The organism is Candidatus Methanoperedens nitratireducens (genome assembly GCF_000685155.1).
In the GTDB taxonomy this organism is placed as follows: domain Archaea; phylum Halobacteriota; class Methanosarcinia; order Methanosarcinales; family Methanoperedenaceae; genus Methanoperedens; species Methanoperedens nitratireducens.
The window spans coordinates 251,721-263,270 of the sequence record NZ_JMIY01000004.1 but is presented as its reverse complement, the minus strand read 5'-3'; the positions used below and the strand labels follow the sequence as shown (position 1 = coordinate 263,270).

At 44.1% G+C, this 11,550-nt stretch carries 12 protein-coding genes; 7 read left to right on the top strand and 5 right to left on the bottom strand.

Annotated elements, in window-relative coordinates:
* Positions 1–141 precede the first annotated feature (141 nt).
* The 6 genes from ANME2D_RS09750 (at position 142) to thiC (ending at position 6,956) form a co-directional block, all read left to right on the top strand.
* Positions 142–1,695 carry an FG-GAP repeat domain-containing protein gene (locus ANME2D_RS09750; protein WP_048091083.1) on the top strand — a complete coding sequence of 518 codons (1,554 nt, stop codon included), beginning with the start codon at positions 142–144 and terminating at the stop codon, positions 1,693–1,695.
* 753 nt (positions 1,696–2,448) lie between these two features.
* Positions 2,449–2,892: an FKBP-type peptidyl-prolyl cis-trans isomerase gene (locus ANME2D_RS09745; protein WP_048091081.1), complete on the top strand. Its 444-nt coding sequence runs from the start codon at positions 2,449–2,451 to the stop codon at positions 2,890–2,892.
* Between the two features lie 122 nt (positions 2,893–3,014).
* A complete protein-coding gene (folP, locus tag ANME2D_RS09740) occupies positions 3,015–4,235 on the top strand; it encodes a dihydropteroate synthase (protein ID WP_241763345.1) in 1,221 nt (406 codons plus the stop codon).
* Between the two features lie 2 nt (positions 4,236–4,237).
* Positions 4,238–4,858, top strand: coding sequence for a methylenetetrahydrofolate reductase C-terminal domain-containing protein (locus ANME2D_RS09735; RefSeq protein ID WP_048091076.1), 621 nt, complete (start codon positions 4,238–4,240; stop codon positions 4,856–4,858).
* Positions 4,855–5,730, top strand: a complete 876-nt coding sequence (locus ANME2D_RS09730; protein ID WP_048091074.1) for a methylenetetrahydrofolate reductase — start codon at positions 4,855–4,857, stop codon at positions 5,728–5,730. The genes ANME2D_RS09735 and ANME2D_RS09730 overlap by 4 nt, the downstream gene beginning before the upstream one ends.
* Complete coding sequence (gene thiC / locus ANME2D_RS09725) at positions 5,727–6,956, top strand: phosphomethylpyrimidine synthase ThiC (protein ID WP_048091072.1); 1,230 nt, start codon at positions 5,727–5,729, stop codon at positions 6,954–6,956. The genes ANME2D_RS09730 and thiC overlap by 4 nt, the downstream gene beginning before the upstream one ends.
* A 1-nt stretch (position 6,957) precedes the next feature.
* Here thiC and ANME2D_RS09720 read toward each other — a convergent pair whose 3' ends face one another.
* The 3 genes from ANME2D_RS09720 to ANME2D_RS09710 all read right to left on the bottom strand — a co-directional run bounded on the left by ANME2D_RS09720 (position 6,958) and on the right by ANME2D_RS09710 (position 10,039).
* Complete coding sequence (locus ANME2D_RS09720; protein ID WP_048091070.1) at positions 6,958–8,553, bottom strand: tRNA uridine(34) 5-carboxymethylaminomethyl modification radical SAM/GNAT enzyme Elp3; 1,596 nt, start codon at positions 8,551–8,553, stop codon at positions 6,958–6,960.
* 63 nt (positions 8,554–8,616) lie between these two features.
* The gene (locus ANME2D_RS09715; RefSeq protein ID WP_048091068.1) at positions 8,617–8,808 is read right to left on the bottom strand and encodes a YHS domain-containing protein; all 192 of its coding nucleotides are present in this window, start codon (positions 8,806–8,808) and stop codon (positions 8,617–8,619) included.
* A gap of 25 nt (positions 8,809–8,833) precedes the next feature.
* Positions 8,834–10,039: an oxygen-binding di-iron domain-containing protein gene (locus tag ANME2D_RS09710; RefSeq protein WP_048091066.1), complete on the bottom strand. Its 1,206-nt coding sequence runs from the start codon at positions 10,037–10,039 to the stop codon at positions 8,834–8,836.
* A gap of 253 nt (positions 10,040–10,292) precedes the next feature.
* Here ANME2D_RS09710 and ANME2D_RS09705 point away from each other — a divergent pair, with 253 nt between their 5' ends.
* Positions 10,293–10,640: a hypothetical protein gene (locus tag ANME2D_RS09705; RefSeq protein ID WP_048091064.1), complete on the top strand. Its 348-nt coding sequence runs from the start codon at positions 10,293–10,295 to the stop codon at positions 10,638–10,640.
* A gap of 42 nt (positions 10,641–10,682) precedes the next feature.
* On the opposite strand, the gene ANME2D_RS09700 is transcribed toward ANME2D_RS09705, so the two are convergent.
* Together ANME2D_RS09700 and ANME2D_RS09695 are read right to left on the bottom strand one after the other, a co-directional pair.
* Positions 10,683–11,048, bottom strand: a complete 366-nt coding sequence (locus ANME2D_RS09700; RefSeq protein ID WP_048091062.1) for a response regulator transcription factor — start codon at positions 11,046–11,048, stop codon at positions 10,683–10,685.
* Positions 11,049–11,071: 23 nt separating this feature from the next.
* Positions 11,072–11,368, bottom strand: a complete 297-nt coding sequence (locus ANME2D_RS09695; protein WP_048091060.1) for a hypothetical protein — start codon at positions 11,366–11,368, stop codon at positions 11,072–11,074.
* Positions 11,369–11,550 lie beyond the last annotated feature (182 nt).

Here is an 11,550-nt window from a genome sequence, read left to right as displayed (position 1 = left end):
ATTCATTTTGCATGTGCTTGGATAACATTCAGAGCAGCAGGACTTTTCGGATAGGCTCTAAAACTAAGGCAGAAGGTTTATTGTAGATAAGATGTAACTCTTATAGCCAGATTATTAACTGGCATAAGGTGGGTGGGAAATATGAACAAGAAAATTAAAAAGGTAGCTATTGCTATCTTACTTGCAATAGCTCTTCTGGCAAGCAGCTTAACAGTCGTAGCTGGCAGCACTGTCGATTTTGAAGGGGATGTTACTATATTATGGAAAGAGTCTTTTCCAGGAAGTAGCTGGATGGATACGGTTCAAACAGGGGACCTGGATGGTGATAAAAAGGATGACCTGATATTATTCGTACATAATCCGGACACAAGAATCCAAACAGTGATTGCAAAAAGGGGGATCGACGGAACCCATTTATGGGAGGAATCAATAACAGGGGATGCATGGATGGATATTAAAGTTCTCGGAAGTGATGTTTCAAAAGATCACAGGTATGGGGATCTGGATGGTGACAGACTCCCTGATGTTATGGTTGTTATCAATAACAAGGATACAAATACCCGTACTGTGATTGCAAAGAGAGGAATTGATGGAACCAACCTGTGGGAGAAGTCAGTAACTGGAAATGAGTGGGTAACCGTAGAGTTCATGGATGATATAAATCATGATCGGTTGACTGATACTGTAGTTATTGTAAATGACTGGTCTGCAGGCACATATACAATATCTGCCAGGAAGGGTAGTAATGGTGCAACCCTCTGGGAAGAATCTGGCAGCGGAAACGTACAGACAAGCGGAATGAGTGACCTAAATGGCGATAAGCATGCTGATCTATTATTGAGTATTTACAATTGGGCTGAGGGCACCTATACTGCAGTTGCCAAGAGAGGATGCGATGGAACCGACCTGTGGCAGGAGTCGGTAATTGAAGGTACCTGGTTGGACTGGATGGAAACCAGATCAGTTAAAGATTTAAATGGGGATAGGATCGATGACGTACTAATGACGGTTCATAATTCGACTACAAACACCCACACTATAATTGCCAGGAAAGGAAGCGATGGAACCAGCTTATGGCAAGAATCAGTCTCAGGTACAGATGCATGGCTGTACCCCACACCAATAGATGATCTCAATGGCGACAGGACTGCAGACGTGCTAGTAACAACAGGCAATTGGAAGACAGGTGACTACACCGTAATAGCAAAGAAAGGAAGGGATGGAACCAATCTGTGGAAAGAATCAGGGACAGGAGGCAACTGGATAGAGACAATATCCGCTAATGATCTAAATGGCGATAAAATCGATGATGTGATGGTGACGATTCATAATGATGGCGCAAATACCCATACTGTAATTGCCAGAAGAGGGAACGATGGAACCAGCCTGTGGCAGGAATCAGTTACAGGAGATGCATGGATATACGCAGTACCGACTGGTGACCTCAATGGCGACAGGACTGCAGATGTGCTCATAACAACAAGCAACTGGGGAACAGGCACATTTACAGTAGCTGCCAGGAAAGGAAGCGATGGAACCAGCCTGTGGGAAGCATCATCCAATAGCAAGATATGGGGAGCCACAATTGGCGATCTGGATAGAGACAAACGAGAGAATGCCTTAGTTATTACGTATGATGCCCTCTATGCTGTTGGCACACCTAAATTTGGAAAATTTAGACTAATATACAACTAACACGAGGGTTATTTATTCTTTTTCTATTTTTAGGCTGTGTTTTTTAGTTGCTGTCTTTCGTGTCTGAAATTTGAATATCTATAGTCTGCTACGTAACAATCAATAAAATATTAACCGCAGATAAGCCGAAACTTCGGCTTGCGCAGTGTTGGGGTATGCTTCGCATACCCCTCGTTTGATAAACCTTTAGGAAAGGTTTACGCGGATAAACGCAGATACGATGCAGCAAATCTGCGTTCATTTGAGTTTATCCGCAGTTCGAATTCTCGTAAGTTTGGCAGGAGACTATAATATTAGAGACATTTTTAAGCCATATGCTTATATATATACTAAGTTATATGCCCTATCTTGGTAAAGGACGCTACTGCTTGCAGGATGATGAGAGATGGAAAATATCGGTAAGAAAGCCCTAAGCGAACGGGATATATGCACCAAGTACATCACTCCAGCCTGCTGAGTAAAACTTTGGCAAGACATATTTTCTGCAGGTATCAGCTTCGGTTATCATTCGAATTTTCCTTTGTGTATTTAGTCTCACTAATAATTCAATGTACTATGCAGTATTACCAGAGCTGTTAATATCATCTTCTATTTATTTAAATTTGTGCCAATCTATATCCCCAATCACTCAGAAAATCGAATAGACGGCGCTCTCATACGGATGGATAAGACTTAAGTAATAATAGCAATAAAAACTTAATTAATATAACCGTGAACAATTCGTAAACCGAGCCTGATGCTTTTTACGATTAAATGGGGGTTGATAAAATTACGATTAAAACAGGAGATAAAGTAACAGTTGAGTATGAAGGGACTTTAGATGATGGAACGGTTTTTGACAGTTCTAAAAGGCATGATAAAGCACTGGAGTTTGTAGTTGGTGCTGGACAGGTAATAAAAGGCTTTGACGACGCAGTGGTAGGAATGGAAAAAGGAGATAAAAAAGATATCACATTACAACCATCGGATGCCTTTGGTGAGCATCATCCTGAATTAATCAGGACACTACCAAGAGAAAAGTTCCCTAAAGAGGAGATAAGATCCGGGATGAGGTTTTTGTTAAGTCTACCGGATGGGAGACAGATGCCTGCAGAGATAGTAGAAGTGACAGATGAAACAGTAGCTATTGACCTGAACCATCCTTTATCTGGAAAAACATTACATTTTAAGGTCAGGGTTGTGGATGTTTCTTCTTAAATTTTTTTTATTACGCTATCTCTTTTTCACAAGTACTGAATTGGTATATGGTATTTGAATTATTGAAAACGCTGTGTGTTAAGGTTACATTTTTATAATTGTAAAAAGTATTAGATGAAAACGTGATAGAAAAAACCATTGCAGGATTGAAAATCGGAGATGCTCAGCCTGTAAGGATAATGGGTGTAATAAACCTGAGCAGAGAATCGTTTTATAAAGGGTCTGTAGTTCAGGCCGATTCTATATTAGATGCTGCCCTGAGGATGATCGATGAGGGCGCTGACCTGATTGATGTTGGCGCCCGCTCCACATGGCCTCAAGCCCGGAGAATATCAAAAGAAGAGGAGCGCTTGCACCTCATTCCTGCAATAAAGCATCTCTCGGATATCAGAGTTCCAATATCTGTTGATACCATGTTCTCTGATATAGCAGATGAGGCGCTTGATGCTGGCGCTGATATCATAAACGATGTAAGCGGTTTTACGGCAGATACCGCTATGGCAGATGTGGCAGAAAAATATAGCTGCCCTGTTATACTGATGGCAAGCAATAAGCTTCCGGGCGACCCTGCTGGCATGGATGCGGTAATGGATTCACTCGGCAGGATAATATCCCATGCCGAGGGAAAGGGAGTAGATCCTGATAATATTATCATAGACCCTGCTATCGGCAGATGGACGGCGCAGAAGCTTCCCATGTACGATTACGAGACCATAGATAACCTCAAGAGGCTCCGTGTTTTCGAAAAGCCCATTCTTGCTGCTATATCCAGGAAATCGTTCATTGGTGACGTACTTAATAAACCCGCCAGTGAGCGGCTTTATGGAAGCCTTGCAGCCACGGCGATTGCGGTGCGAAACGGAGCCCATATCATCAGGACGCATGATGTTGCACCTACAGTGGATGCTGTAAAAGTTGCGCAGGCTGCAAGGGCGAGAATACCAGCGGTGAGATCTGATGATTTTGAGGCTGAATTGCTCTATATAAAAGACCAGGATGACAGCGAAAGAGCGATGAGATCCATAGGAGTGACCGGAAGTGGAAGCCATGTCATGAAAAATAAGACCGTGTTATATAATATCCTGCTCAGGAACGTAACCACTACAGAGGCATTGATAATAAAACAGGAAATGCTTGCAAGGGGAGGAGACGCAGCCCTTCCGCGTGGAGCGGTATCCCATGAGGTAGATAAAGTGAACCTGATCATCATCGGGACACGGCTCCAGATCGAACGTCTTATAAAGAAGATAAAACACCAGGTAAGGAATTTACCTCTGATTGCTGATATGCTTGCAGAATTGATTTATAAAAAGGATGATACTATTTTCAGGTATTCAAGATAAAAATGATAATATCAAGGCAAAAGGAATTTAAAGATATACTCAGGGTACTGAAAGAGCAGAATATTTTCATAATCGGCTGCGGAAAATGTGCAACCAGGACCCATGTTGGCGGTGAACCTGAGGTGCTCGATATGAAGAAAAGACTGGCGGCAGCCAGAAAAAATATTGTGGGGTGGACTGTTTTGAGTTCTGTATGCAGTACCTCATGGGATGAGGTTCTCTCTTTTAACCCGGGAATTAAAAAAGCAGATGCCCTGCTTGTTATGTCCTGCGGGGGAGGAGCATCTGTCATATCAATGCTTTCAGGAATCCAGGTCTATCCTGCACTTGACACAGAATCCCTGGGAGGGGTCTGCCGGGATGAGATCATGAAAGAGCAGTGCGGTATGTGCGGGGAATGCACGATCTGGGAATACGGCGGGATATGCCCACTTGTACAGTGTGCAAAGGGACTGCTTAACGGACCATGCGGGGGCGCTGCTGATGGAAAATGCGAGGTAGATGATCGACCCTGTGCATGGGATGGTATTTATGAGAAGCTTAAAAAAATGGGTAAGCTTGAGTATCTTGAGATACTCCATGAACCTAAAGATCACTCAAAAAAGCAGAGGAGGAAGAATTGAGCTTCAGGGAGAAACTGAGTTCCGGGAAATTCATAATCACAGCCGAGATAAGCCCACCAAAAGGTACTGATATAGCAGACATGATAAAAGAGGCAGGCCTTATAAAAGATATCGTGGATGCGGTTAATATCACGGATAACCAGCGTGCGATTATGCGGATGAGCCCTGCAGCAGCATGCAGCCTTCTCTCAAATAGGGGATATGAGACCATAATGCACCTGACCTGCAGGGACAGGAACAGGCTTGCACTTCAGTCCGAGCTTCTGGGTGCATCGGCAATGGGAATACACAATGTTCTGGTAGTATCAGGAGATCACACAACAAAGGGAGACCATGAAGGAGCAAAGCCTGTGTATGACCTGGATTCTGTCCAGCTTCTTGGATTGATCCAGAAATTAAACCTGGGATTTGATCTCTCAGGTAATCTGCTGGATGGAAAGCCTGATTTCTGTTCAGGCGCTGTGGCCAGTGTAGAATTAAATGAACCTGGATTTATGAAGCTTAAGAAAAAAAGAAGGATGGGTGCAGAGTTTATCCAGACCCAGGCGGTCTTTGATACCCGGAAGTTATCAGAATTTATGAATAAAATTAAGAGTTCAGAGGCCTTTGATGGAATAAAAATAATAGCAGGCATAATCCCTCTGCGATCAGAAAAAAATGCAATATTCCTTAATAAGAATATCCCTGGCATAAAAGTCCCGGAGCCCATAATCGAACAGATGCGCACAGCTAAAGATCCGGTAGATAAAGGGATGGAGATAGCAGCAGGATTAATAAAAGAACTGCAGGGTCTGTGTGACGGCGTACATATTATGCCTGTGGGGAACCATGAGAATACAGCCAGGATACTTGAGATGGCGGAAATAAGATGAGAACTCAGATAGAGCAGGCTAAAGATAGGGCTGTTACCCCGCAGATGGAAGTGGTTGCAGAAGCAGAAGGCATTGATATCCATGTCTTGCTCTCCCGGATAGCAGAGGGGAGTATTGCAATCATGAGCAGGGGAAAAAAATCGGTTGGCATCGGCAGGGGTCTTGCAACAAAAGTGAATGTCAATATCGGTACATCCTCTTTAAGAATCAACCCTGATGAGGAAGTTGAGAAGGCAAGAATAGCAGAGAGGTACGGTGCTGATACCCTGACCGATCTTTCCATGGGAGGGAATATAACAGGCATACGCAAGAGGATATTTGATAATACCACGCTGCCTGTAACAACAATTCCAATCTATCAGGCAGTGGCTGAGAAGGGCCTTGGGAACATGACACAGGAGGATATAGTTCAAAATATAAGACAGCAGGCAGAGGAGGGCGTCAGTTCTTTTGTGCTCCACTGCATCGATAGTAAGACGCTGGGCATGCTAAAAGGGGGAAAAAGGATAATGGGTATGGTATCCAAAGGGGGTTCGATAACGAGCGCTTACATGCTGATCAATAACTGTGAAAACCCGTTCATAGAGAATTTCGATATGATTTTAAAGACCCTGAAGAAATATGATATCGTCCTCTCGCTTGGGAACACAATGAGAAGCGGCTGCATACATGATACAAGGGATAGGGCCCAGCTTGAGGAGATAAGGCAGAACGTGAGACTTGCAAAACGTGCAAACGAGGAGGGTGTGCAGGTGATAATCGAGGGAATGGGCGGGCATGTGCGCGCTGACAGGATAGCTGAGTACGTGAAGTTCCATAAACGCTGCTCTTCTTTCCCATTATTTGTGGCAGGGCCGCTGCCCACTGATGTGGCAGTAGGATACGACCATATTGCCGGAGCCGTAGGCGCGAGCATGGCAGGCGGTGCAGGGGCGGATTACCTGTGCTATATCACGCCCTCAGAGCACCTGGGTCTCCCCGGTCCGGAGCAGGTAAAGGAGGGACTTATCGCTTTTAAGATAGCTGCACACATAGGGGATTCGATAAAATACGGACCCAACGAGAGGGATATGCATCTTGCAAAAAAAAGGGCAGAACTTGACTGGGAGGGGCAGTTGAACTACGCTATCGATAGCGAGAGGGCAAGGGAATTAGCGCCAGAAGAAGGGCCGTGCACCATGTGCGGGGATTTCTGCGCAATAAAACTAATGAAGGGATTTTTGTAGTTTATAATTTCTTCGTCATATAAGGCCCTTCGCGCTCATACCCGAACTTCCTGTAATAATCCCGCACCCCGATACCGCTCATCACTGCTATCTTATCATATCCTGCATACCCTGCCGTCTCTTCGGCCTGTGCAAGCAGTTCCTCACCATACCCCCGGTGCTGCCACTGGGCATAGCCGGCACTGAGACCGGGAGGGACCATCGATCCGTAAACATGCAGCTCTCGCAAAAGAGCAGCGCCAGGAAGCTCCTGCCTGTGCGGCTTGTTCGGGAAACGCAGCCTTATAAACCCTATCAATACATCCTTTTCCGTATCCTCAAATGAGATGAAATGCTCTATTCCACCGCATGCCATATATTCCTCGCTTATCAGCTTAATGTTCTCTGGCTCTATTCCTGCGTGTCCGACCTCACGGCACCTGATGCAGCGGCACCTTTCCCCCATCTTCACAAGCCGCTCTTTTGCAAGCTGCCTTATATTGCTCTTCTTTACTCCGGCAAGCACCTGGTAGGCAGGGATATCGCGCTGTATCCTCTGCAGACGAACCCATTTTGGCAGTATGGATTTGGTCTTTGCAAGCAATTCCACTGCCTCTTCCACTTCAAGGGGTGCATAATCCCCCTGCTCCCACATCCTGTGAAGCGCTGTTCCTTCAGTTACCAGTGTTGGATATATCTTGAGATAATCAGGCTTAAAACGCTCATCCTCAAATAACGTCCTGAACATTAGAAGATCTGACTCAGGTGTTGAGCCAGGAAGCCCGGGCATCATGTGGAATCCCACTTTAAGGCCGCTATCGCGAAGCCTCATATTTGCATCCGCGCTCTCCATTACTGTGTGGCCGCGCTGCATCCTCGAAAGTACAGAATCACAGGTACTCTGCACCCCTATCTCTACCTTTGTCGCACCCAGATCTAGTATGGTATCAATATGCCTTTTCTCTGTCCAGTCCGGTCTTGTCTCTATGGTGATCCCTACGTTCCTTATACGTGAGCTCTCGTTAGCTGACTGGACATCCTCCATTGAGAATGTGCTTCTACCTTTTCTCCATTCCGTGCTGTAAAAATCGTTCATTGCTTCAATAGTGCGTTTCACGAACCACTCCTGATAGCACGGTTCTCGTGAGGTAAATGTCCCACCCATTACTATAAGTTCTGCCTTTTCGATCGGGTGTCCAATCTGCATAAGTTGTCTTAAGCGTGAGGATACCTGCTCATATGGATCAAAATTATTCTCAAACGCCCGCCTTGCCGCTGGCTCTGCTCCCATGTAACTCTGGGGTGAGTGGAATTTTGATCCCGGCCCCCCGGGGCATGGTACACACAGCCCGTGCGGACATGGTGCAGGAGAGGTCATTGCGGCTATGACAGCCACGCCTGATAATGTTCTTACCGGCTTTAGCTGGAGAAGTTCAATAACCTCCTGCTTCTCATTCTCATTTGCGACTGCAAGTATACTGGAGTTACCGGGCAGGGATGAGAGTCCAAAGCGTACGCTAACTTCCTTCTTGGCAGCGTTTAATTCCTGCTCATTTGTTATTTTTTTAAGCAGTATCTGTTCTAACAGTTCCCTGCATGCGAAATCGGCTGTATTCATTTCGTCCTTATATTCTCATGCAGGGTAATTAAGGTTAGGGAGATGTAGGTGATAGTTACAATACTACCAGAACTTCCACCAGGGCTTCTCTCCAGGCATTCCTTCAGGCCCGCCCTTCAGGTATTTCTCCGGTTCTGATTCAAATACTTTCTTACATCCGGGCGCACAGAAATAATATGTTTTTCCTTTATAATCAGTCTTGTACTGTGCCGTTTCCTCATCAACCGTCATTCCGCAAACAGGATCAATAGCCATATCTATATCCTCCTATCAATATTTATCAACCTGAAATTTGCTCAGAGCTTCTTAAGCTTTTCGCAAAATTCCTGCCAAATTCAACACATCTATCAAGTTCTTCTTTAGTAGGTTGCCATTTTATCTTAAGACCTTCCTGAACAATTGGTATTCTTGCCTTCTCAAGGTTTTGCTCTATGTGTTTAATATTCTCCCCGCTCCAGCCGTAAGATCCGAAGGCTGCTCCTGCCTTGTTCTTGAACTTCAGGCCCTTAAGATCCTCAAGTATCGGCTGAATAGTAGGCAGAAGACCATTGTTTAATGCAGGTGAGCCTATAAGGATTCCTCTTGCTTTGAGCACCTCTGTCAGCACATCGTTCCTATCGCTGACCGCCATATTGAATAACCTGAACTTCACTCCTTCCTTCTCAAGCCCCTCACTTATCGCCTTTGCCATCTTCTCTGTAGCATTCCACATTGTATCGTAGATTACCAGAACTGAGCCATCATTTTTCCCTGATGCCCATTCATAGTACTTTTCCACGATCTGCATCGGGTCTTTTCTCCAGATGACCCCGTGGCTTGGGGCGATCATGTCCACAGGGAGGTTTAATCTCTTGAGCTCATCGATCTTTCTTATGACCAGGTCGCTAAAAGGGGTCAGGATGTTCGCATAGTATTTTATAGCCTCCTGGTATACCTCGATCTGATCTACCTCATCATTGAACCGTCCTGAGGACGCATAGTGCTGGCCAAAGGCATCGTTTGGCATCAGGATATTCTTACCTGTAAGATACGTGAACATGCTGTCAGGCCAGTGAAGCATGGGAGCACTTACAAAAGCCAGGCTGTTCTCTCCAAGGCTGATGGTATCGCCCGTGCCAGCGACCTTAAAATTCCAGAGCCTGTGATGGTGCTTATAGACACTTTCCCTTCCCTTCTCTGAGACCACAACAGTGGCATCCGGGATGAATTTCATCAATTCAGTAAGCGCACCTGAATGATCAACCTCTGCATGATTTGCCACTACATAATCTATATTTCTGATATCGGTTATTTCCTCTATATTATCTATCATCTCACTGGCATAGGGTCCCCATACAGTATCTACTAGAGCTGTTTTCTCATCTACTATCAGATACGCATTGTACGTCGTGCCCCTGTGAGTTGAGTATTCATGACCGTGGAAATGCTTTATGTTCCAGTCAACGACTCCAACCCAGTAAACACCTTCTTTTAATTCTACAACCATTGTATTACACTCCTGCATACTTCGAAACTCTGTAATCGTGTTTTTAGTTTTAACCTATTTAATACTATTGAGTCATTAAATCGACCGCATCTTATGAATTTTGTTTTTATCTAAAATAACCACGAAATATGCCAGAGTTGATAGATCCCAGATCACGATAGTTATAATATATTTAATATGTATATCGAATCTTAGATATATAGATATACTTAAATACATTGATAGCATAAAAAGGCATATCGGAGGAAACTGAATGAAACTTAGTAAACACAGTTTAATTCTCGCAACGATTGTACCGCTATTATTTGGAATAGTAATACTCTATAATTTCATAGCTGCAATAAATATATTGCAGCCGCTGGACAGGTCTACAGCGCTGGTATATGATCAACTGGTAGTTATCGGTGTATTCTCTCTGCTGGCCTTTGCAGTATACTGGTGTGTAATGATGTACCTGATACACCTGCTTCAGCAGAATCTGCTTATACTGGATGCAAATCTTGATAAGGCTGCTGATATCGGTGCCAGACACCTGTCAGATTCAAAGAATCTATTAAATCAAGTAATAAGTATCCTGAAAAAATACGAATCGAATCAGTAATAGGCCAAAAGCTTACACTGCACTTTTTTTTTCTCAGATCTCTTATTGCTCAACCAGTTTTCTAACCCTTTCCACCAGATCTTTTCTTCCAAAGGGCTTGGTGATATAGTCGTCTGCTTTAAGTACATGAAGCCCGAGCATTTTATCGATATCCTGGTTCCTTACCGTGAGCATGGCTACAGGCAAATCCTCGTACTTCTCTCTGATTCTTTTGAAGACTTCCCAGCCATCCATTTCAGGCATCATTACATCCAGAAGTACGGCATCTGGCTTTTCTTCATCCAGTTTCTTCAGGCACTCACTGCCGGTGTAAGCAGTTATTACTTCAAAACCCTCTGTTTCAAGTACGAGTCTAACCAGATCCACGGTATCTGGCTCATCATCCACGATCATTATTTTCTTAGTCATATTATCAACCTCTTTATTTCTTTTTACCAGAACTCATCTTTTAACCACCACCAGTACTTAAAAGAAGCAGCGATGACAATAGCATTTCCAATTATGAGCAGGGTAAATAAAACATCCTCCAGACTTTCCTCTTTAGCATAATGAATCGACCAGCCAGCAGGTATAGTTAGAATCAAAGCCAGAATAGCAACATAGTACAGCAGATAATATCTTGGAAGCCCCATCCCTTCACCCATTCTTGCGCTGAGGCGTATCAATACTATATAAAGGACAAGGAAGCCCAAAATGCCTGATAAGAATAAACTGAAATCGATTATCATTTCCATCTCCCTGTCATAACTCTATGCAATCTAAAACTGGCGCCTCCAAGGAGCACGCCTCCAAGAGCAAAAAATAAATTTCCAACAATAAAAGAGGAATATAAATACTGGATTGAAGAGACAATATACAGAACAAGAGAGATCAGAAAAAGAGAGGGATAGGTTCTTCTTTTAAAACTGCG

What these genes read in the sequence shown, in the direction of transcription:
- ANME2D_RS09750 (WP_048091083.1), top strand. Translation starts at nt 142, where the DNA reads ATGAACAAGAAAATTAAAAAGGTAGCTATTGCTATCTTACTTGCAATA.
- ANME2D_RS09745 (WP_048091081.1), top strand. Translation starts at nt 2,449, where the DNA reads ATGGGGGTTGATAAAATTACGATTAAAACAGGAGATAAAGTAACAGTT.
- ANME2D_RS09735 (WP_048091076.1), top strand. Translation starts at nt 4,238, where the DNA reads ATGATAATATCAAGGCAAAAGGAATTTAAAGATATACTCAGGGTACTG.
- thiC (WP_048091072.1), top strand. Translation starts at nt 5,727, where the DNA reads ATGAGAACTCAGATAGAGCAGGCTAAAGATAGGGCTGTTACCCCGCAG.
- ANME2D_RS09720 (WP_048091070.1), bottom strand. Translation starts at nt 8,553, where the DNA reads ATGAATACAGCCGATTTCGCATGCAGGGAACTGTTAGAACAGATACTG.
- ANME2D_RS09715 (WP_048091068.1), bottom strand. Translation starts at nt 8,808, where the DNA reads ATGGCTATTGATCCTGTTTGCGGAATGACGGTTGATGAGGAAACGGCA.
- ANME2D_RS09710 (WP_048091066.1), bottom strand. Translation starts at nt 10,039, where the DNA reads ATGGTTGTAGAATTAAAAGAAGGTGTTTACTGGGTTGGAGTCGTTGAC.
- ANME2D_RS09705 (WP_048091064.1), top strand. Translation starts at nt 10,293, where the DNA reads ATGAAACTTAGTAAACACAGTTTAATTCTCGCAACGATTGTACCGCTA.
- ANME2D_RS09700 (WP_048091062.1), bottom strand. Translation starts at nt 11,048, where the DNA reads ATGACTAAGAAAATAATGATCGTGGATGATGAGCCAGATACCGTGGAT.
- ANME2D_RS09695 (WP_048091060.1), bottom strand. Translation starts at nt 11,368, where the DNA reads ATGATAATCGATTTCAGTTTATTCTTATCAGGCATTTTGGGCTTCCTT.